Genomic DNA, 21,800 nt, shown 5'->3' with positions numbered 1-21,800 from the left:
GCCTTCCAGCCTTTATCGTTTAGAATCAGAACTAGCAGTTTCTGAAACGGCGAATGCAGCGGGCGATGATATGCGTGTCGTACCTGGTTATGGTTTTACTTTAGAAGGGCATGCCAATTCAGCCTTCAATCAAGATTGGCTAGTGGTGCGAGTAGAGCATTTTGGTAAACAAACAGGTAGCTTAGATGAAGAAGCGGGAGAAGAAGGCAACCGCTATGAAAACACACTTTTCCTGATTCCACACAACAAACCTTGGCGCAGTCCATTAAAACCTCGCCCGATTATTCGTGGTACACAAGTTGCCCATGTTACAGGCCCTGAAGGTGAAGAAATCTATTGTGATGAATGGGGAAGAGTCAAACTACAATTTCCTTGGGATAGATTAGGCAACTTTGATGAGCATAGCTCTTGTTGGGTACGGGTGGTGCAAGGTTGGGCGGGCGCACAATACGGTAATATGATGATTCCGCGAGTTGGCCATGAAGTGTTGGTGAAATTCCTAAATGGCGATCCGGACCAACCGATTGTGGTAGGGCGTACCTATCACAGTACCACCGAGCCCCCTTACGAGCTTCCCAAACATAAAACTCGCATGACGATTAAATCCAAAACCCATAAAGGCAATGGTTTTAACGAATTGCGTTTTGAAGATGAAATGGGACGTGAAGAAGTCTTTATTCATGCAGAGAAAGACCTTAATCATATTGTGAAACATGATGAAACCACCCAAGTGGGGCATGACCGCACAGAGCAAGTGGGCCGCAATGAAACAATCCATATAGGCAATGACCGAATGGAAACGGTTGGACAAGATGAAGACTTGACTATCAATCGAGACCAAATACGCAGTATTGGACGTAATCGAATCACGAAAATAGAAAAAGACGATATTCTGAATGTGAATAATAACCGTCGAGTCAACGTTCATGCTGATAGCCTCATCAAAGTCGGACAAGATTTAACTATTGAAATTGCCCAAAATGGCAGCTGGGTTGCGGGTGAGCTTTTTGAACAAGTTTGTGAACTGTTTGATTTAGAAGGTTATGACGAAGTTCATATTCAAGGCCCTGCCGGTGAAATTGTGTTAAACCAAGAAGGGATTACGCTGATTGGGAATGTGTATGTTGAGGGACCACTTACGGAAGATGCGGGAGCGGCTGATGGGGTAAGTCCGTTTGAAACCCAGCCTAATGGCTCACAACCGGTAGATATTCAAGATTTAATTATTTCATAGTTCATTACAAACAATAAGAAGAATAAAGGAAGTTTTCATTATGTCAGAGCAAAAAAAGAAAGCAGCACCCGAGACAGAGAAGGTAGAAACCCCGAAAATACCTCATGTCGCTTACCCACTGAAACCGAGAAGCAATACCACGAATCTCTCTCAACAATACTTTAATCATCTTGCAGGAGATGAAAGTGCGCGCTTTTTATTTAATAATAGCGGTCTTTGGCATCAAGGCATTCATTTACGAGCATCAAAATTTCCGAGTAGTGAATTTGAGAATAACAAGATTTGTGCGATAGCCGATGGCAAACTGGTAGCTTATAAAGTGGATAGTGAATATAAATCCGATAATGAATCTGAATCATCAAAAGAAAGTGCGGTATATTCTACGGGCTTTTTTTTACTGAAGCATGAAGTGGCTTATCCGAAAGACAATTTTCTGTATGTAGCAAGGGGCAGTCAGCTTTATAGCATAGCGAATGATGAAGCGGTGGTGCTGGAGAAAAGCCAAGTTGAAATCATGGTGCCGTTATCAGATGTGGCAAAAAAAACAGTGAAGAAGAAAACGGATAAGACGGGCAAGGATTATTACAATGTACAACCTTATCTGTATAGTTTGCCACACAAGCATCAAGAGGGTGGTATTTATGTGGATAGTAGTCATTTAACGCATGGCTTATTGTTTCCTGGGGTGAATATTTTTAATCAATCTGGAAATGGGCTTTGTATATTCAAATATCCTCTTCATCAAAACATAGACCCGAAAAGTGATTTAACGACTGAGCAGAAAAATGAATTGGACCCGATGTTCAAATTGATTATGGACGAGTTGGATTTAGAGAAGGATAAAAACGCGGCGGTCTCATGTGAAGCAGGTAAGCTGAAGGATTTATTATTAAGCCCGGTGCAACAAAGAAGATTGACGGGAATCGTTGCCAAACATGACAGCGAATGGAAGAAGACCAGAGCGGCAGATTTTAGTCAAACCTGTGGTGTTTATCGTGCAAATGGAAAAGAAGAGATTGCGAAGAGAATAGAGAAACGGATAGCTGATTTATCGATAAAGCTAGAGGTGGACGGATTTAATACGGATAAGCAAGCGTATTATCTGCATCCGTTGGGGATGATTGGGTGGTTAATGCCTTATTCGACCTGCTTTTGTCATCGGGATTTTACGGTTGAGGAATTTAAGAGTATTGTGACAGAACTTAGAAAAGGGGTTCTTAAACATACTAATTTATGGATTCCAGCAATTTCTAGTGGAGCTTCTCCTAGCGATAAAACATATGAAGCAACCGTTAAAGAATTAAATAGGGTAATGAATAAATACGAAATTAATACCTGTTTAAGGAAAATTCATTTTCTTGCTCAAGCATATCATGAAACACACTATTTTCAGTCTATGCAAGAATATACTAGCCCTTATACTTCTAAATATGATCCTTATAGAGGTCGGGGGCTTATACACTTAACCCATAAGAAAAATTATGAAAAATTTAGCGCAGATATGGGCGATTCTAATATAGTTAATAATCCATCAATTGTTGCGACAAACATTGCATATGCATTTGAATCTGGAGGATGGTTTTGGAAAAAAGGAGCTACTCTTTCTAACAATAAGCCAGGTGTATGGAGATATCCTAATTGTGCTCCTAAAAGTATTCATGAGCGTATTAAGATGGAAGGAGCTAATTGTAATAAGTCCATAGTGTCTTATGGAAATTTACAGGGAACTTTTGGTGTTTTAGATCTTAATGTGTTGGCAGATAATGATTGGGGAAATACTATTAGTTGGCTTATCAACGGTGGCGCAAATGGATTCGATGATAGGATAAAATACAGAAATTTGTTAAAGGAGATTATGAAATATGAATTATGTAAAAATAAAAAGTAGTCTTGTATTATTTTTTACTTTTATCTTTGGAATGTGTTCTCCTGCATTATCTGATGTTAGATATAATTTTAAAATAAATAATAATGATATAGAGTTATCAGTTAGTGATGATGGAGAATTTATTGTATCAAATAAAACTAAAAATAATATCTTGTTTAAGAAAGAAAATATTCTATCTGATGGAATTTATTCCTTGAATAATATATCAAAAGAAAAAGATCTTTTTGTTATGAGATTAGTCTTCAGTGGTTCAGGAGGGCAAGAACTTAACTATTATTACCATATTGATGAGAATTCAGTATATGTTGTTAAAGAGAGTACAAGGTACTTAGAAACAGAAGGTAGTATAAGAGATAGAGTATGTGATTATTTTTATTCAAATAGCGTTAACGAATGCTTTTATCTTGTTTTAAGGAAAAGTTATTTATATGATTTAAATAGAAAAAAGACAAGCATGTATCTAATTAAGGGAGATAGAGTAAAAATTATTAAAACTGCGTTTGATTCTGATGGAACTAGATGGTATTTCATTAACTACAAAGGAAAAAAAGAAATCAATATGTGGATCAAAGCTGATTCTCTCGATCTAAATTAAATGATTTATTAACCGCACTTTATACTGTGCGGTTATTTTTTGTTCTTTTAAAAACTAATCATCAACCCGCCAAACCTTACGAGATTACACCTTTTTAAATCCGAATTACAACCTCGAACATCAACATCATTCACAGGCATCAAAATTTCCGAGCAGTGAATTTGAGAATAACAAGATTTGTGCGATAGCTGATGGCAAACTGATAGCTTATAAAGTGGATAGTGAATATAAATCCGATAATGAATCTGAATCATCAAAAGAAAGTGCGGTATATTCTACGGGCTTTTTTTACTGAAGCATGAAGTAGCTTATCCGAAAGACAATGTGCTGACGTTTTATTCGCTTTACCGTCATACAGCCAAATTAAGCGATTACAAAAGTGGAATAGAAGAGATTGTAGGGAGTACTAAATCATCAGATAATAAGATAGTTATCCGAGATGCAAAAAATCAGTCACTTAATCCACGTGTGGAGTTGAAGAATGGCGTGACGATTGGGGTCAGACGACATACGCAGATTCAAGATAAATTTGATGAATTACTTTGGTATAGAGAAACAAAGGATAATAAAACGATTGAGCATAAACCTAAGTCTGGTGAGCATTGGCATATTTTTCATCAGTCTTATGAAGAGATGCAAAGTGGACCAATCAAAGGCCTTCCACTGCTAAGCAAGCATAAGGTAGATACCCAAGCTGATGTTGAAGTAAAGCTGGATAAACCTATTGAGATTAAAGCGAGTGAAGAGCTTGGCTTAATGGGCAAGTATAACCAAATAGGTGAAAGCGGCGAGGTACTGTTACTACATGGAAGAAAAATTATAGGAAATCAGGGGAATACCTAAAAAAAGATCTTGTTAATAACCCAGAATTAGCTTTAGATCAAAAGAATGCAACTAAAATAATGATATATGGAATGGAAACAGGAATGTTTACAACGAAAAAATATCAAGTTATATTTCAGAAGATAGTGCTGACTACCTGAATGCCAGAAGGGTTATTAACGGTATGGATAAGGCTGCTAGCATAGCTGGATATGCATCTAAATTAGAGGAGTGTTTAAGATGGTTATAAAAAGATTATTTATTTTGCTATTGTTTATTCCTCAATTTGCTTTTTCTGAATATTATGTAAAAGATAATAATATTTATAATGATGGTAATAAAGTTAAAACTATCTTAATTAATGATGAGTTAGGTAGCGTGTTATTGGACAATAAAGATGCTATTGTTATATCAAATTCATATAATGCATCATCTACTAAAACTGAATTGAGTTATATTTTTAGCAAATTAAATGGAAAGATATTAAAGATAGAGCAAGTTAATTATTCTCCAGAGTATGATAGGTATTATGGTTATTTTTTAAATTTTCATAATGGTATAAAATTAGAGGATATTAGTGAAGAATTTATGGATGGTATTGAATCCAAATATGGATTTGAGGACTATAAATTTTTTAATAAAAACAATAAGTTGGTTCTAAATATTAAGGCTTATGATAAGAATGTTTTTTTCAGTACATACGATAATAAAAGTATATTGATTATTAATTATGATATTTCTTCCGATGGGGGGCTGTTGAGTGAAAAATATATGAAGTGTGAATATTTAAATGAGAGTATTAATACATCCTCATGTAAGGAGATTGGATTTATTAATAAAAGAAGCTATTTATATACATCTCCTAATAGTATAAGTAAAATGTATTTGATTAAAGGGGATCAAGTCATAATTAATGATGTGAAATCTTTAAAAAATGAAAAATGGTACCTTATAAATTACAAAGGAAAAAAAGAAATCAACATGTGGATTAAAGCTGATCCAGTTGATTTAAATTAAATAACTTGTTAACCGCACTTTGTAACGTGCGGTTATTTTTTTACTGACATAATAGGTTTAAGTCGATTATTAGAGATAATAATATACAAGAATGTCCTAATTTGAATTTATCTAAGCCTATAGGAGTGTATAAATTCTCTACTAGTGGTATTAAAAACACAAAATATGGCACAGGTCTACAAAAGAAATTTGAAGGTTATGAGGATTAAAATTATTTTTATTATTGCTTTGTTAATATCTTATTATGCTGAGGCTACATCTAGCATGAATGGACTGCAAAAATTTAGTGGTGATATGGAGTCTAAAATTTCTTGTAGTCAATCTGATTCAATGAGCTATCAATGTGAGTTAAAATTAGGTAGTAATTACTACAATACTATACATATAAAAGATAATAATGAATGTGGGGAATTTAGTATCGTCCCTATATCAAAAGATAAAATATCTATAGAGTGTGGATTTGATGGCATTTCTAATATATATACCTATAAATTGATAGATGATAATCTACTTTTGGATAAGTATGAATATTATTATTTGGGTAGTGGACCATCAGAAGTTGATGAGTTTATAATCGATAATCTTGTAAGTTTTAGACGAAATATTTCTACAGATATTTCTGATAATGGAAATAGAATGTTTTCTCTTGGATATGTTAATAAAAAATCTTATTTGTATAATGAAAACTATAATAAGACTGATATGTATTTGGTTAAAGGGGATAAGGTATTGATACTTGATGTTAAAAAGGATTCTAAAAACAATAAGTGGTATAAAATATTATTTCCAGGAAAGAAGAGTATAATTAAATGGATGAGATCTTATAATATTAGCTATTTAAGTGTAAATAGTGAGTTTTTAATAAGATAGAGATTAGTGTTCCAAGCATATAGTAAACCTGTTTTTCAACTTCTAAAGTGCGGTTTGTTTTATATAAAATGAATCGCACTTTTCCTATGGGGTTATTTTATTTGATGAAATTTATCGCATTTATAGACTTATTTACCAGCAGAACCTAAAAATATTGAGTTTTCTAAGTTGCGTAATGTTTATTGGTTTTGGATATGGTTTAAGTAAAAAGGAATCGATTTGTTTAACAATAATAAATATAAGGTTTTAATTTTTCTATTACTTTTTTCTTCTCGTTTAGTTTTTTCTCTTGAGCCAGAAGACTTGCTTGTTTCAGATGCATTATCTAAGCCTTGCTTGTCTGGAAGTGTGCAAGAAGAAGATTTAATGTCTTGTGTAAGTAAGGGGTATATGCTGGCTCAGAAAAAGTTAAATTTTAACTATAAAGTATCAATCCAACAAGAAAATCAAAAGATAAGAGAGTATCTAATTTCGTCTCAAAAAAATGGAATATATTAAAATTTAAGCAATGTTATCCCGAACTTGAAAATGGTCAGGAGGGGAAGGTAAATTTTATTGATTGTGCAACTAAAGCCATTAATGAGAGAAATGATTTGCTAGAGTCGGTTTTTTTATGTGATTTCAATAAGAGAGCTTGCACGTTTAAAGATGATAAGCTTATTAAGCTATTAAGTGAGAGATAAAGTACATAGAGAATAGAAATAAAGAATTTTAAAATAGTATGAAATTATGTGTAATCTATTTTAAGTTTTCCCCAATTTATACTGTTTTTTGGGGTATGATCTGGCATTTCTGAAAGATAGTTAGGGCTAAGTTCTAGTGACTATGAAAGCAATAAGAGAAGGGGAATACATAGATAGTATAATTATGATGATTAATTAATAGGTTAGCTTTTAACTCTAAAATCCCTATAATATTTGTCCTCTAACCAAGGAGAATTCCATGCCACATGAAAATCTAATCTATGCCGTCAATGCTCACCAACTCTCCAATAATGAACAAGAAGATATTATTATCTTAATTTATGCCACCAGTGCCGAAATCGCCAAAAATCACATTACAGTTTACCAACAACAGAACCAAATTCGATTACAGTATTCTTTTCTTCCCCTACCCCTTAATACCTATTTTCAACGCCACGCCGATGAAACATTAATTGCGCAATTAAAAACAACAGCGCAAGAGTTATCGGAACAGCATCCGGTTATCATTTTCAATCCTAACCAATATCGAGAAAATGAAAAAAGCACAATAGCCTGTTTAATTAAAACCGAATTCCCGCTAAGACGAGAAGATGAACGTACGCCTTTCTTATTTCAACCTATTCCGGACACCATTAAGCCTTACCTATGGCCGGAAGATAATTCCGCCGGCCAATGCTATGCCATCATTAATGCCGAAGTGAGCTTTTGGTTTCCACAGCGTTTTGAGTTAGATGATATTCATTACGCTTGTTTATTTAAAGGTGAAGAGGGAGAAAAGAGAAAAAGAACTGCGCCTTATTTGTTGCACTTACCGGAAAATCACTCTTTTGTTGAAGAACTGTGCAGTGAAAGCCCGAAAGGAAAAGAGTCTGAGGATGGATTTCAACAGTGGAATAAATCATTTGGTTTTTTCTTCCGATCAACCGCTACATTTGATGAGTTACTGAATCATTTTAGAAAATTTATCTATATGCCAACTTATGATGATAGATTGCTCTATTTTCGTTTTTATGACCCAATAGTATTAGAACAATATTTTGACCGTTTAATATATTATCCAAAAAAATTAGCAACTTTTTGGGGGCAAGGCTTAATTGACTCCTTTATTTTGCCTAAGGGAAATGATGTTGTGCATTATATACCTACAATAGATTTGGCTAAAATAACACCGGCTAAAAAACAGTTTGATAAATTTGAATTAAATACAATTGTTGATGAAAGAAATTCTGTATTACTAAAAGATTTGGTTACTGAATTACTGGATACTACCCCAATGCTAAATGACCACTATGACAGAGCGACAATTGAAAAAGTCGTTCAACATTGCTATCGTCTTTGTCAAACTTATGCTTTACATCAAACTATTGATATTGGATTATTTGCTTTACTGAGTTTAGCCTATGGCAACGTAATTGATATATTAGATCCAGAGAAAAAAATTAATCAAATTTTGCAAAGTGATATCGTAGAACAAAAAAAACGATATCTTATAAAACAACGGATAAGCGTTCTAGAAAATAAAAATATTATCCGTAATAAATTGGGAGCAAATTTACATGGCTAATACCACTACACAACCATTCTATCATCAATTCGAAGAAGCCCACCGTTCTGAATCAACCAAGATGGGCACTGCAGCTTGTCGTACTAATATCATTATTCATCATAAAGATACACTTGATCGTCCTTTACCTGCAGGAATTATGGTCAAAGTTTATGACCAAGATGGTGGGGTTTCTTACGGTGAAATTGATAAAAATGGAGATAGTCACCATTTGAGCGTAAAGTGCGGTCTGATTTCCTGGCAATTAATGAGAGGTCCTGATACCGCACCAAAATACGACCGTCATAAAAAAGACGGCAGACAGCTTACTGATAAAGATGAACAAGCATTTTTTAATGATTCAGACGGCTATGTACTTATCAAAGCAAATGATGAAAAAACTAAAGACCCGCGATTACAACTTGCTAAACCACTAAAAGTGTTTGTTTCGGTAAATGCAAAAGAAGTGAAGGCAATCTATCTTCCCCCACCGATTTTATTGAATTTGCGTTTTCGTCAAAATAGTGAGACGAGATTATCTACAAAACAACTTGAACAGATTAAAAAGGATGGTAACACCGCTACTTTGTTTATTCATGGCTACAATGTTTCACTTGGACATATTGGAAAATTTCCACAATCGGAAGATTTTGGCGAGCTTCCAGAATATTCAAACTTACCGCCCTCCGATCAGGTTCAGCGACCTTATTTGCATTATGATAACAAGGCGATTGGTCAATTGGCGACAAATACACTCCTTGAGCAAGCGAAAGAGGATGACAATATTTATGTTAAGCACATTTACGATGAGGTAGATTTAAAAGTTAATGGTCATAAAGCTTTAGGTTGGTTTCCACATGTTGAATATTATTTGAATTTAGCTGCATCTGGTAAATTAAATTATGATGATCCTTTTACTGATTGGGATAAATATCACCGAATTATTGGAGTGACTTGGTCTGGTAGCGTTGATCCTTCCATGGTGTTTTTCAGAGCGGAAATGTATGCTAACGAAGCAGGGCGAGAGCTCGCAAAGGTATTGATAGAGTTATTTAATGAAGGCATTAAAGTTAATATTATTACTCATTCATTAGGTGCCCGAGTTGCATTAAGTGCATTGAATATTTTAGGTGATTTTGACGGGGCCTATAATGAGAAAATTGATAATCTGATTATGTGGGAAGCCGCTGTCGCTGATAATGCAATCACTGACACATATACTCGCGTGAAAAATCCGGTGGCAATGGAACTATTTCCTTATGCACATAAAACAGTGAAATATCTTCGCGTATTGTATTCACAAGAAGATGGAGTGTTGGATGGTGATAGTCGTGGTGGAGATAAGGAATATACCGGTTTAATTGGTGGAGCTTATCCGATGAAATATTCCTCTCTAGCAAACACCACTGGAGCCTTAAAAGATTATTACTATAAGTTAAATTTAATTGGTGAGTATTATGAAAATATAGAACAACTCCGACGGAACGTCCTAATACATCGGGGAAGCCTAAACCAGGACGACATTGCGGAATATAACAATATAGAAAACACAGTGAAAGGACGGGAAATAAAACAGAAGATTGAAAAATTACTGATGGAAGAAGCCAATGATGTATCCTCTGATTTAAAGAAGCCATTAAACTATTTGAAACCTTGGAGCCATTATCGTCGTTTTCGTCCTGATGATGAGTATTTTAAACATATTGTTGATGTGCTGACTTACCAGGTATTTAACAATTGGACGATTTATATAAAAAATATGTGGGTGCGTCCTGCGTTGGGGCATCAAGGAAATCGTTTGTCTGTTGAAGGTATTGGGTATAAAAATAAAAAATTAACAGAACTTCAAAAAGAGGAAGGGTTTGATCAATTTATTAATGGCAATACCAGTAGTGAAGAAGATAAAGAAGACAAAAAATTCAATTTCTTTGATCAGAGTAATTATTTTATTTCGCACTCGGCAATGCGGGAGTGGGAGTGGAAGGCATTGGATACCCAAAAGGTTTTTCCTGATATCTACAAAGAAAGCTATAAAAATCAAATTATGGATAGATGGATAAAGGCTAATTCAAACTTTGGGAGATATAAAAAATGATTACTAAGTTAAAATTAAGAGTTATTGTATTAGCTGTTATTCTATGCGTTATTTTATTTGCTATATATAAATATTTCAGCACTGCACCGGTACTTTCGTTAAGTGTTTCAACCGACGGGCGTTATGTCATTAGTGCTCATGCTACGGAAGATGCCGATAGACATAAACCTATTGGTCAGTTGGTGTTATGGGATATTGAGAAAAAGGAAAAGACAATACTTGCCCGAAATGCCAACGCGTTTAGTGCCTTTTTTATTCCTGATAGCCATGAGTTTATGTGGCAGGATAATAAAAATATTGTGCATATTCAAAATGTAGAAGGAAAAGAAATAGAAAATTTCCCACACTTTCAAGTGAAAACGCATATTATGTCAGCAGATAAACAATTTTATCTTTCCTCTAATATGGAAGATAACGGGCAGCTTTATAAAGGGTATGGAAAAGATTTAGTACCAGTTTATACCGATGGAAGTTTCCCTTTCCCATTAACTTTATCAATGAGTAAAGATTATTTTTTATCTGCAACAGCAGCTTGTTCAGTTGGCAATTCTCCTGTTGCGGAAACTAACCTAACAGAAAATCCAATTAATCCTAACAGTAGTAAAAAAGGAAGTTATGATGAAATTACTTTATGGAATAGGCATACTTTAAAGCCTGTCGCTAAATTGAATGGAAATTGTGGAAAAACTACCGGTTTAATAAGTCCTAATGGTGATTGGGTTGTGACAGGAGGTGAAAATATTAGGAATTATATGTGGGAAATTCATAACATTATGAATAGACAACGCCTATCATTAAAGTTTGATAATATTCCCGAAAAATTGAAAGAAAAACAAATTACGAAAATCAGTGTTATTGCTTATGCTTTTGTTACAGATACAGAATTTGTTGCACTGAGACAAAGTGGTAATTATGACGGTTATGGCGATGAAATTGCTGCTGTCTATACTGTAGGTGAACCTCAAATTAAAGGCTATGTAGAAATCGGCAACGACCCGAGTATTTCAACAAATTACTATCAGAGAAACCTCAGCGTTTCCTCTTCTCCGAAAGCTCATATCCTCGTCACCGGGCAAGCCACCGGCGGTGGAATTAATGTGTATAAATATCATCCTGAGAAAATGGAGTTAGAGAAAATCTGGGTGGCAGATTAAATGTTAAAAGTGCGGCTAGCATTTCGAATGTTTTTTAACCGTACTTTCCTTAATGGTATAATTCACTCCATATAATATTTTTATGTGATACTCCGAAGGTTAGAGTGATGATTAAAGTTATTGTTGGTATATTCCTTGTTTTAGTTATATTTTTAGTTGGAGCGTTGATATCAGGGGATATTATTGTCTTTTTTGCGTGGTGGCTTTTACCAGCTTATGCGGTTCTTCTGATCATCTATTTTGCTTTATATGCGGTTATAGGAGTAATAACTGATAAGCCATTAACAACTAAAATAAAACTTCTGTTAATTATTCCAACCATAAGCATTCCTTGGGGATATACTAAATGGACAGAATATCGAGATGCCCAAAGCGTGCAAGAACAAAAGATACAACGTGAACACGAACTAGTTGAAGCCTTAACAGATCTTCCGCCCAATGCAGAGATTGGGGAATATGACTATACGCTTTATGCCAAAACTGATAACTTAAAAGACGAACATGGTAATCAACCTACTTTTAAATGGGGAAACTTTGAGCTGACTTCTTTCAAAGCTCCCATAAACTATGATCAGGTTGATGTGATAAGTCTAACTTAGCCAAAAGAATTGCCTCATGGCATAAAATGTACACATGAACTAGGCTTTAAAAGGAAAATGCAAGAAGATGTAGAAAAAGGCCTACCTGCTGAAGAATTTGAGTTTGCTGAATGTAAAGTAGCAGAATTCTCCTTGATGCTAAATCAGCAGCAGATTCAGCTTAAAGATTTTATGCTTTATTACAATTCGGGGCTTCCGATCTATAAAGAGAAAATAACCACCAAACTTGCGGACTTAAATAGCTTACCTAATCCTTATTGGACGGCGAGACCTCAAGGATACGCTAGAATTGGAGATGAATGGATTGCCGATGATCTCTTTCTGATTTTAAATCAAGAAGGTAAGCCGATGATTCTTATTGGTTCAGCAAAACATCAGACTGGGTTAAACAACACTAAAATCGATCAATGTGTCATTAAATCCCCCGAATTTGATGTGCTTTTAACCGATCTCCAAAATGAACAAGCAACCTTGCATGTCATTAAGCAGTTTAGTCATGCTTTTGCTGAATCTTGCCCAGAGACAATCAAAACTTCGCTCACTTACTCTGCTAATCCGCGTAAGAAATTACAAACCACTAAAGTAGGTGAAATGAAAGAGCATCCAATCTTAAACATTTTCACGCATTTAGATGATAGTGCGGAGGTAGATTGGTTACCTGAAAATCCATATTTAGAGCAAGTTGTGAGCCGAGAAAAACCGTTTTCTTGGGGAGAGGTGAATCTGTTCTCGTTTAGAAGTACACCTTCTGCAGTTTGGGCTCAACTTGCAGACGATAATAAAAAACTCGGCGCTTTCTCGTGTAGAAAAAATAGTAGTGCTTCTTTTATGCATCTTTTAGAACCTGTTGATAATACGCTGGCTTACCATAATTTTGCATTAACTGAGTGTACAAATGCTGAGGGGGCATTATGGCTTGAAAACACCCCAATTCAAGCAACTTTAGGACAGGTAGAATACGTTGATACAGCCAATAAATTACAACATAAAAACGTATCTAATACGTCTATGTTGATATTTACACCAACATATCATGACCAAGCTATTTTAACCCTCAATGGATTTCCATTTTATTTACAGCACGCGCTAACCGATCCGCAAGGGAAAATCATCACATTAGTCGGAAAGATTAGGCCAGTGAATAATCAAGGACCTATCACGTTAGGGAAATGTGTGGATGCTTATTCACAGTTAAAATTGACACATTTTTCAAACAAACAAGTGAATGTTTCTGTTTTTGAACATGAAAATTGGGAAAACCTTCTTCAAGAGAATAAGACATCAGAATGTGAATTGAGACAGATTAGCTACCAAATAGAAATATTAAAATAATAGAATTATATAGTAAAAGTGCGAATTTTTACCGCACTTTTATTAGGAAAATTATTGTTTTTCTGGGAATAAATAATTTCAAGTGTAGGCGATAACTAAAATTTTTGAAACGGAATAGAAGTTCTATTTAATAGTTTGGATAAAATACTTAATTATTAAATGAGATATTGACTATTCGATTAGAATAAAGAATGGTGCCCGAAGCCAGACTTGAACTGGCACGCCTCGAAAGGCGAGGGATTTTAAATCCCTTGTGTCTACCGATTCCACCACTCGGGCATCGAGTGATTAACTAACTGCGTGGTTATGGAGGCGTGTCCCGGAGTCGAACCGAGCTACATGGATTTGCAATCCAGTGCATAACCGCTTTGCTAACACGCCGTTAGTTTGGAGCGGGAAACGAGGCTCGAACTCGCGACCCCGACCTTGGCAAGGTCGTGCTCTACCAACTGAGCTATTCCCGCATACGCTGTTAGTGCGGTGCATTTTACGGGAATTTGAAATTCTGTCAATCGAAGATCTTAAAAAAAAATTCAAATGTTGAAAAAATCTTCGTTTCGGTTGAAATTACAGCAAAATTTAGCACAAGAATATAATTTTCACAGAGTTTTCAATTTCTACTTTTATCGAGAGTGGCTTTATGACAAAATTGGAGCGTTTTACTCGCCATTAAATAAAGAAAAGTGCGGTCAAGTTTTTGCATGTTTTAGAGGTAAATTATGACACAACAATATTCTATCGATACATTATTAGCCCAAGCGGGAAATCGCAGTGATGAGCGCACTGGTGCGGTTTCTACGCCAATTTATCTTTCAACAGCTTATGGCCACCACGGGATTGGTGAAAGTACCGGCTTTGATTATACGCGCACAAAAAACCCAACACGTAGTGTTTTGGAAGATACCGTAGCAAAATTAGAAAATGGTAATCGTGGTTTTGCTTTTGCTTCTGGTATGGCGGCAATTCAAGTGCTGATGAATTTATTTAAAGGTCCAGATGAATGGATTGTATCAAGTGATGTATATGGTGGAACTTATCGTTTATTGGATTTTGCCTATAAAAATAACAACAGCGTAAAACCCATTTATGTGAATACCGCTTCTTTAGCTGAAATTGAAGCGGCTATTACAGCGAATACAAAAGCGATTTTTATTGAAACCCCATCAAATCCATTAATGGAAGAGTGTGATGTTGCAGAAATTGCGAAATTAGCGAAAAAACACAATTTATTAATGATTGTAGACAATACTTTCTTAACTCCTGTGCTATCTCGACCATTAGATTTAGGCGCGGATATTGTAATCCACAGTGGCACGAAATATATTGCAGGTCATAATGATAGTTTAGTTGGCTTGATTATTGCAAAAGGGCAAGAACTTTGTGATCGTATCGCCTATATTCAAAATGGTGCAGGTGCAGTACTTTCGCCATTCGATTCTTGGTTAACTGTGCGTGGAATGAAAACCCTTTCATTACGTATGAAACGCCATCAAGATAATGCGAAGGCGATTGCGGAATTTTTACGCGAACAGCCACAAATTGATAGCGTGTTATATCCAAACAAAGGCGGAATGCTATCTTTCCGTTTGAAAGATGAAAATTGGGTAAATACGTTCTTAAAATCAATCAAATTGATTACCTTTGCGGAAAGCTTAGGCGGTACAGAAAGTTTTATTACCTATCCTGCGACCCAAACCCATATGGATATTCCTGAAGCGGAACGTGTTGCTCGTGGTATTACAAACACATTATTGCGTTTTTCTGTTGGCTTAGAAGATGTAGAAGACATCAAAGCCGATTTATTACAGGCTTTTGCACAACTTAAATAATTAGTTTTTATCAATCGGACTAATCTGTGCAATTCAATATACCTTGTGCTATTATGCACAACATCAATTAACATTAGGTGTTGATTCGTCAGCACCTTATTAAATAAGGAAACAAAAATGAGCGAAGTATTACATATTAATGATGCAGATTTTGAAACTACTGTTGTGCAATCTGATATTCCAGTATTAGTGGATTTCTGGGCGCCATGGTGTGGCCCTTGCAAAATGATTGCGCCAATTTTAGATGAAATCGCACCTGAATTCGCAGGTAAAGCAAAAATTGTTAAAATCAACGTAGATGACAACCAATTAGTGGCAGGTCAATTTGGTGTACGTAGTATCCCAACTTTACTACTTTTCAAAAATGGCCAACTTGTTGCAACACAAGTGGGTGCATTACCAAAAAATCAATTAGCGGCGTTTATTAATCAACACCTATAATTGAGTTATTAAATCTAAGAGCGGTCAAAATAGCGATATTTTTGACCGCTCTTATTTTTTTTCTCGCCAATAAGTGGCAAAACGAGGTTTTCCAGAATTAGTTAATCCACGATATTTGTAGGTAATCGTGCTACCAATAGGTGGTGGATTTTCGCGCTCACTCAGATTAAATCCTGAACCGATTTTGAATTTTCCACGATGATTTTCACAGGTAAGCGAGCCGAGTATATTCTCAAATTGGCCTTTCCCTTTGTGATGTGCTATCACGGTACATTCTTCATCATAAGTGCTTTTTAACTTTAAAATTTGTGTACTGCGTTTTCTTTCGTAAGGCGCATTAGGATTACGCAACACGATCCCTTCACCTTTTTTCGATTCTACTTCATGCAAATACTCGAATAAATGTGTTTTATCTCGAATTGGAATTTGCGGAATAATCTTGATATAAGGCGTAGGGTGTTCTTTCAAATAATCTTCTAAGGTTTTGAGACGTTCAAAAAGGTTGCCTGAGGCATTAGGCACATCGAAAACATAAAGTGTTAATTTTGCCCAATTATCTCCTTTAAAGGATTTTGTGATAGAGGCAATTTCTTCAAATTGATTACGTTGACTAAATAGTTCACCATCAATGGCAAAAGGCGGAAATTGAGCCGTAAAGTATGCTGGAGCAGGCAAGGGTAATCCTTGACGACTTAATAACGTTTTGCCATCCCAATAACCTCGTACTCCATCTAATTTTTCAGACATCACCCAACCCTGGATATCTTGGTTTTCATAGGTACCTAATAGCATTAAATCACTATCGTTCGCCCAAGTTATTTGACTGAATAACATACAAAGTAATAAATAAACTACTCGCATAATCTCTCCTTTTAAATTGTTTGAGTTTAAAAAGTGCGGTCATTTTTTAAAGTGTTTTTAATTGAATCTGTGATTAGTATCGCAAAAGAATGAGAAGTAGGCTGGAAAATAGAGAGATAAGAAAGAGCGCTAGATTATTTGAAATGAACGCTATACAATGCCAACGCTATTTCGAATTTTAATTTTTAAGGAGAATAAAATGTATTTTGATCAAATTAAAGCAGAGCTTATGGAAGCTCAAGACGTATTAAACAAGTTTGTTTCAGATGATGACAACATCAAATTTATTGAAAAAGCAGCTAAATTATTAGCAGAAAGCTTTAAAAATGGCGGTAAAGTATTATCTTGCGGTAATGGTGGTTCTCACTGTGATGCTATGCATTTTGCCGAAGAACTAACTGGTCGTTATCGTGAAAACCGCCCAGGTTATCCTGCGATTGCGATTTCAGATGTAAGTCATTTAAGCTGTGTAAGTAATGACTTTGGTTATGAATATGTATTCTCTCGCTTTGTTGAAGCAGTGGGTAAAGAAGGCGATGTTTTATTTGGATTATCGACATCAGGCAATTCTAAAAATATCTTAAATGCGATTGAAGCGGCAAAAGCAAAAGGCATGAAAGTGATTGCAATGACAGGTAAAGATGGCGGTAAAATGACAGGTTTAGCGGATGTTGAAATTCGAGTGCCACACTTTGGTTATGCAGATCGCATTCAAGAAATCCACATCAAAGTGATTCATATTTTAATGATGCTAGTTGAATTTGAGATGGCGAAAGAGGCCTAATTCGTAATAAGTGCGGTTTAAAATTCAATGATTTAAAGATCCCAAAAAAATTTTTGGGATTTTTTATAAAACACTTGCATAATTAATCATTTAAAAGTAATATTTATTCATTCTTAGAAATCGAGAGAGGGTAACAGTAAACTTAGTATGGCGATTAGTGTTAAAAATTTGAATTTCTTTTATGGTTCATCACAGGCATTGTTTGATATCAATCTTGATGCACAAGAAGGCGACACCGTGGTGTTACTTGGACCAAGTGGTGCAGGAAAAAGTACGTTAATCCGTACATTAAATTTATTAGAAGTACCAACCTCTGGCGAATTGCATATTGCGAATAATCATTTTGATTTGTCTCAGGCGAATAATAATCCAAAAGCTATTCGTCAACTTCGTCAAGATGTGGGCATGGTATTTCAGCAATATAATCTTTGGCCACATTTAACGGTGATTGAAAACCTGATTGAAGCGCCGAAAAAAGTGTTAGGCATTAGTGAGGAAGAAGCGAAAAAAGATGCATTAGAACTTTTAAAACGTTTACGTTTGGAAGAGCATGCCGATCGTTTCCCGCTTCACTTATCTGGCGGTCAGCAACAACGTGTAGCCATTGCTCGAGCATTAATGATGAAACCGCAAGTGTTGTTGTTTGATGAACCAACGGCAGCACTGGATCCTGAGATTACAGCTCAAGTTGTTGATATCATTAAAGAACTTCAACAAACAGGTATTACTCAGGTGATTGTGACCCACGAAGTGAACGTGGCACAAAAAGTGGCGACTAAGGTCGTCTATATGGAGCAAGGTAAGATTATTGAAATGGGCAGTGCAGATTGCTTTGATAATCCAAAAACCGAACAATTTAAACAATATCTTTCACACTCAGAATAAGGAAACACAACATGAAAAAATTACTTTTAAGCGCAATGTTAATGGGCTCAGCTTTTGCTGCGAATGCACAAGAAATTACTTTTGCGATGGAGCCGAGCTACCCGCCATTTGAAACAACAAATGAAAAAGGTGAAATTGTCGGTTTTGATGTGGATGTAGCGAATGCAATTTGTAAGGAAATCCAAGCGACTTGTCATTTCAAAAGCCAATCTTTTGATGCATTAATTCCAAGCTTGAAAGCAAAACGTTTTGATGCAGCGATTTCTGCGATGGATATTACTGAAGCGCGTGCAAAACAAGTTTCATTTTCTAATGCGTATTATGATAGCACAGCAAGTTATGTGGCTCTAAAAGGCAAAGCAGATTTAGCTTCAGCAAAAACAATTGGTGTTCAAAACGGAACAACATTCCAACAATATACTGCCGCAGAAACCAAGCAATATAATGCAAAATCTTATGCAAGCTTACAAGATGCGATCTTAGACTTAAAAAATGGTCGTATTGATATCATCTTCGGTGATACCGCCGTATTGTCTGATATGATTTCTAAAGAGCCTGAAATTCAATTTGTTGGCGAGAAAGTGACTAACAAAAAATATTTCGGTAATGGTTTAGGTATCGCGGTGAATAAATCAAGTAAAGAATTGCTAGAAAGCTTAAATAAAGGTTTAGAAACCGTGAAAGCAAATGGTGAATACCAAAAAATCTATGACAAATGGATGACAAAATAATCTATGTTTTATGATTATCTTACATTAATTGGACATGCAGCCCTAATGACCTTAGGGCTTGCTATTTGCTCGTTAATTGTCGGTTTATTGCTCAGTATTATTTTTACCGCCTTAGAAGCGAATAAATATGTCTTTATTGCGAAACCAGCTTCTGTTGTGATTGCTTTATTGCGTGGTTTACCGGAAATCTTGGTGGTTCTACTGATTTATTTTGGTTCAACCCAAGTCGTGGAAATGCTAACGGGCGAGTATATTGAATTCAGTGCCTTTGGTTGTGGTGTATTTGCATTGTCTTTGATTTTTGCCTCTTATGCCTCACAAACCTTACGTGGTGCGATTCAAGCTATTCCAAAAGGACAGTGGGAATCAGGTGCAGCGTTAGGATTAAGCCGTCCTTATACCTTCATCCATTTGATTATGCCACAAGTATGGCGACACGCTTTACCAGGATTAAGCAATCAATGGCTCGTGTTATTAAAAGATACGGCGTTGGTGTCATTAATCGGTGTCGATGATTTAATGCGTCAGGCTGGATATATCAATACAAACACCCATGAGCCTTTCACTTGGTATGGCATTGCTGCGTTAATTTATTTGGTGATTACGTTGATCAGCCAAGCAGGTATTCGCAAATTAGAATTACGTTTCACTCGATTTGAACGGGGAGTCGAATAATGTTTCAAGAGTATTTAGCTGTCATTGCTCAAGGTATTCCGACTAGCCTGTTACTTACGGTCGTCGCATTGTTTATTGCCTTTTTCCTCGCATTGGGCTTAACCTTCTTGCTTTCTATTGGTAATAAATTAGTGAAAAGTGCGGTCAATTTATTCCTTGTTTTATTTACAGGCACCCCACTTTTAGTGCAATTTTTCTTAATTTATGCAGGCCCTGGCCAATTCCAATGGTTGGTAGACAGTCCATTATGGGGATTATTCTCCAACGCATGGTTCTGTGCAGCATTAGCTTTAGCATTGAATAGTGCCGCTTATTCAACCCAATTATTCCACGGGGCAGTAAAAGCAATTTCTAAAGGTCAATGGGAAAGCTGTGCAGCATTAGGTTTAAGTCGTATACAGACGTTAAAAATCCTAATTCCTTATGCATTAAAACGTGCACTTCCTTCTTATACCAATGAAATTATCTTGGTATTTAAAGGTACAGCGTTGGCTTCTACCATTACGATCATGGATATCATGGGATATGCACGCCAACTTTACGGTACCGAATATGATGCACTCACTATCTACGGTATTGCAGGTGGTATTTACCTCATTATTACCGGCATTGCCACTTTATTACTCCGTCAGTTAGAAAATAAAGTGTTAGCATTTGAACGTATTGATACCGCCAAGGCATAAAGTGCGGTCAAAAATAGAAACAAATCGGGCAGTTTTAAAATTGCCCGATTTTTTATATGATTAAAGAAAATATTTCTATTTATGAGGCAATTATGTCTGAATCATCTTCTCTAAAATTCCACCTTGAACTATTACGTTTAATTCCGAAAAACTATTCCATTAGCTCATTAGAACTGCGAGAGAAATTGCTTGCATTAGGTATTGAGCGTGATTTGCGTAGTATTCAGCGTGCATTGAATACATTATGTGAGCAGTTTGAAATTGACTGCAATACCAATGATAAGCCCTATAGCTATCGTTGGAAGCCTGATGCGAAAGGCTTGGATATGCCAATTTTAAATGAACAACAATCGTTAGTGTTGATGTTGGCAAAGCAATATTTAGCTGGCATTTTACCTGCCAATATTATGCAATCAATGGAAGGGTTCTTTAAACAAGCGGATTACAATCTTGCTTATGAATCACATAAAAAAGGGGCTTCAGAATGGCTCAATAAAGTGGCTATTGCACCAACTAGCCAGCCATTATTGCCTGCAAAAATTGATCCTGAAATTTTTAAGCAAATTAGTACCGCACTTTATCAAAACCGATTTTTGCAAGTGCATTATCGTAGCATTCATGGCAAAGAACATAAGGCTAAAGTTAAACCACTTGCTCTTGTTCAGCAAGGCCCTAGCAGTTATGTGGTGGCAGAGTATGAACATGGTGATATTTTACATTTAGCCTTGCATCGTTTACTTGAAGTGAATGTCAGCACAATGAAATTTGAACGCCCGAAATTTAATCTAAAAGCTTATGTTGAAAGCCAAAAATTTGGCTTTAGTTCTGGTAGAAAGATTCGTTTAACTTTCCGTATTGATAAAAAAACAGGTGGATTTTTAACAGAAACACCATTATCAACTGATCAAACGGTAAAAGATTATGGCAGCGACTATGAAATTTCCGCGACCGTGATTGAGAGCGCCATGCTGGAATGGTGGATTGCCCATTTTGGTGAAGATTACCAAGAAATTGCCCGCACTTATTTAGACAAAAATACTTAACGACATAAATTGTCG

General features: G+C 35.7%; 20 protein-coding genes, 3 tRNA genes and 1 pseudogene. 20 read left to right on the top strand and 4 right to left on the bottom strand.

The window, feature by feature from the left end:
* Positions 1-70: 70 nt before the first annotated feature.
* The 12 genes and pseudogenes from tssI (at position 71) to RDV53_RS00925 (ending at position 13,853) form a co-directional block, all read left to right on the top strand.
* Positions 71-1,234, top strand: a complete 1,164-nt coding sequence (gene tssI / locus RDV53_RS00980; protein ID WP_370447708.1) for a type VI secretion system Vgr family protein — start codon at positions 71-73, stop codon at positions 1,232-1,234.
* Between the two features lie 40 nt (positions 1,235-1,274).
* A complete protein-coding gene (locus RDV53_RS00975) occupies positions 1,275-3,122 on the top strand; it encodes a glycoside hydrolase family 19 protein (RefSeq protein ID WP_005696575.1) in 1,848 nt (615 codons plus the stop codon).
* Positions 3,097-3,717, top strand: coding sequence for a hypothetical protein (locus tag RDV53_RS00970; protein WP_005696574.1), 621 nt, complete (start codon positions 3,097-3,099; stop codon positions 3,715-3,717). Before RDV53_RS00975 ends, RDV53_RS00970 begins: the two co-directional genes overlap by 26 nt.
* A 109-nt stretch (positions 3,718-3,826) precedes the next feature.
* Positions 3,827-4,518, top strand: a pseudogene (locus tag RDV53_RS00965) (hypothetical protein); the annotation flags it as partial.
* A 261-nt stretch (positions 4,519-4,779) separates the two neighbouring features.
* A complete protein-coding gene (locus RDV53_RS00960) occupies positions 4,780-5,556 on the top strand; it encodes a hypothetical protein (RefSeq protein ID WP_051942615.1) in 777 nt (258 codons plus the stop codon).
* 198 nt (positions 5,557-5,754) lie between these two features.
* On the top strand, positions 5,755-6,426 hold the full coding sequence (locus RDV53_RS00955; RefSeq protein WP_032822674.1) for a hypothetical protein: 672 nt from the start codon (positions 5,755-5,757) through the stop codon (positions 6,424-6,426).
* Positions 6,427-6,645: 219 nt separating this feature from the next.
* On the top strand, positions 6,646-6,924 hold the full coding sequence (locus RDV53_RS00950; RefSeq protein WP_005696567.1) for a lysozyme inhibitor LprI family protein: 279 nt from the start codon (positions 6,646-6,648) through the stop codon (positions 6,922-6,924).
* Between the two features lie 444 nt (positions 6,925-7,368).
* Positions 7,369-8,694 (top strand): DUF4123 domain-containing protein, encoded by a 1,326-nt coding sequence (locus RDV53_RS00945; protein WP_005696566.1) that lies wholly within the window; start codon positions 7,369-7,371, stop codon positions 8,692-8,694.
* A complete protein-coding gene (locus RDV53_RS00940) occupies positions 8,687-10,768 on the top strand; it encodes an alpha/beta hydrolase family protein (RefSeq protein ID WP_005696565.1) in 2,082 nt (693 codons plus the stop codon). Before RDV53_RS00945 ends, RDV53_RS00940 begins: the two co-directional genes overlap by 8 nt.
* On the top strand, positions 10,765-11,922 hold the full coding sequence (locus RDV53_RS00935; RefSeq protein ID WP_005696564.1) for a WD40 repeat domain-containing protein: 1,158 nt from the start codon (positions 10,765-10,767) through the stop codon (positions 11,920-11,922). Before RDV53_RS00940 ends, RDV53_RS00935 begins: the two co-directional genes overlap by 4 nt.
* Positions 11,923-12,029: 107 nt before the next feature.
* The gene (locus RDV53_RS00930; protein ID WP_005696563.1) at positions 12,030-12,521 is read left to right on the top strand and encodes a hypothetical protein; all 492 of its coding nucleotides are present in this window, start codon (positions 12,030-12,032) and stop codon (positions 12,519-12,521) included.
* Between the two features lie 57 nt (positions 12,522-12,578).
* Complete coding sequence (locus RDV53_RS00925; RefSeq protein WP_005696562.1) at positions 12,579-13,853, top strand: hypothetical protein; 1,275 nt, start codon at positions 12,579-12,581, stop codon at positions 13,851-13,853.
* 192 nt (positions 13,854-14,045) lie between these two features.
* On the opposite strand, the gene RDV53_RS00920 is transcribed toward RDV53_RS00925, so the two are convergent.
* The 3 genes from RDV53_RS00920 to RDV53_RS00910 form a co-directional block, all read right to left on the bottom strand.
* A tRNA-Leu gene (locus RDV53_RS00920) sits at positions 14,046-14,132 on the bottom strand.
* Between the two features lie 28 nt (positions 14,133-14,160).
* A tRNA-Cys gene (locus tag RDV53_RS00915) sits at positions 14,161-14,234 on the bottom strand.
* 7 nt (positions 14,235-14,241) lie between these two features.
* Positions 14,242-14,317: transfer RNA gene (locus RDV53_RS00910), tRNA-Gly, on the bottom strand.
* A gap of 255 nt (positions 14,318-14,572) precedes the next feature.
* Here RDV53_RS00910 and RDV53_RS00905 point away from each other — a divergent pair.
* Positions 14,573-15,682 (top strand): methionine biosynthesis PLP-dependent protein, encoded by a 1,110-nt coding sequence (locus RDV53_RS00905; protein ID WP_005696560.1) that lies wholly within the window; start codon positions 14,573-14,575, stop codon positions 15,680-15,682.
* Positions 15,683-15,799: 117 nt separating this feature from the next.
* Complete coding sequence (gene trxA / locus RDV53_RS00900) at positions 15,800-16,123, top strand: thioredoxin (RefSeq protein ID WP_005696559.1); 324 nt, start codon at positions 15,800-15,802, stop codon at positions 16,121-16,123.
* A gap of 51 nt (positions 16,124-16,174) precedes the next feature.
* Here trxA and RDV53_RS00895 read toward each other — a convergent pair whose 3' ends face one another.
* Positions 16,175-16,984: a DNA ligase gene (locus RDV53_RS00895; protein WP_005696558.1), complete on the bottom strand. Its 810-nt coding sequence runs from the start codon at positions 16,982-16,984 to the stop codon at positions 16,175-16,177.
* A gap of 199 nt (positions 16,985-17,183) precedes the next feature.
* Between RDV53_RS00895 and lpcA the strand changes: the two genes are divergently transcribed.
* The 6 genes from lpcA to RDV53_RS00865 all read left to right on the top strand — a co-directional run bounded on the left by lpcA (position 17,184) and on the right by RDV53_RS00865 (position 21,785).
* A complete protein-coding gene (gene lpcA / locus RDV53_RS00890; protein ID WP_032822680.1) occupies positions 17,184-17,768 on the top strand; it encodes a D-sedoheptulose 7-phosphate isomerase in 585 nt (194 codons plus the stop codon).
* Between the two features lie 147 nt (positions 17,769-17,915).
* Positions 17,916-18,653 (top strand): arginine ABC transporter ATP-binding protein ArtP, encoded by a 738-nt coding sequence (gene artP / locus RDV53_RS00885; protein WP_005696556.1) that lies wholly within the window; start codon positions 17,916-17,918, stop codon positions 18,651-18,653.
* Positions 18,654-18,664: 11 nt separating this feature from the next.
* Entirely contained in the window at positions 18,665-19,384 is a 720-nt protein-coding gene (locus RDV53_RS00880; RefSeq protein ID WP_005696555.1) for an arginine ABC transporter substrate-binding protein, read from the top strand.
* A gap of 3 nt (positions 19,385-19,387) precedes the next feature.
* Positions 19,388-20,059: an arginine ABC transporter permease ArtQ gene (gene artQ, locus RDV53_RS00875; protein ID WP_005696554.1), complete on the top strand. Its 672-nt coding sequence runs from the start codon at positions 19,388-19,390 to the stop codon at positions 20,057-20,059.
* Positions 20,059-20,742 carry an arginine ABC transporter permease ArtM gene (artM, locus tag RDV53_RS00870; RefSeq protein WP_005696553.1) on the top strand — a complete coding sequence of 228 codons (684 nt, stop codon included), beginning with the start codon at positions 20,059-20,061 and terminating at the stop codon, positions 20,740-20,742. Before artQ ends, artM begins: the two co-directional genes overlap by 1 nt.
* 92 nt (positions 20,743-20,834) lie before the next feature.
* A complete protein-coding gene (locus tag RDV53_RS00865; RefSeq protein WP_032822697.1) occupies positions 20,835-21,785 on the top strand; it encodes a helix-turn-helix transcriptional regulator in 951 nt (316 codons plus the stop codon).
* Positions 21,786-21,800 lie beyond the last annotated feature (15 nt).

It is taken from the genome of Haemophilus parainfluenzae ATCC 33392 (genome assembly GCF_031191205.1).
In the GTDB taxonomy this organism is placed as follows: domain Bacteria; phylum Pseudomonadota; class Gammaproteobacteria; order Enterobacterales; family Pasteurellaceae; genus Haemophilus_D; species Haemophilus_D parainfluenzae.
Note: the sequence above shows the minus strand (reverse complement) of the source record. Positions and strands in the feature narration are given on the sequence as shown.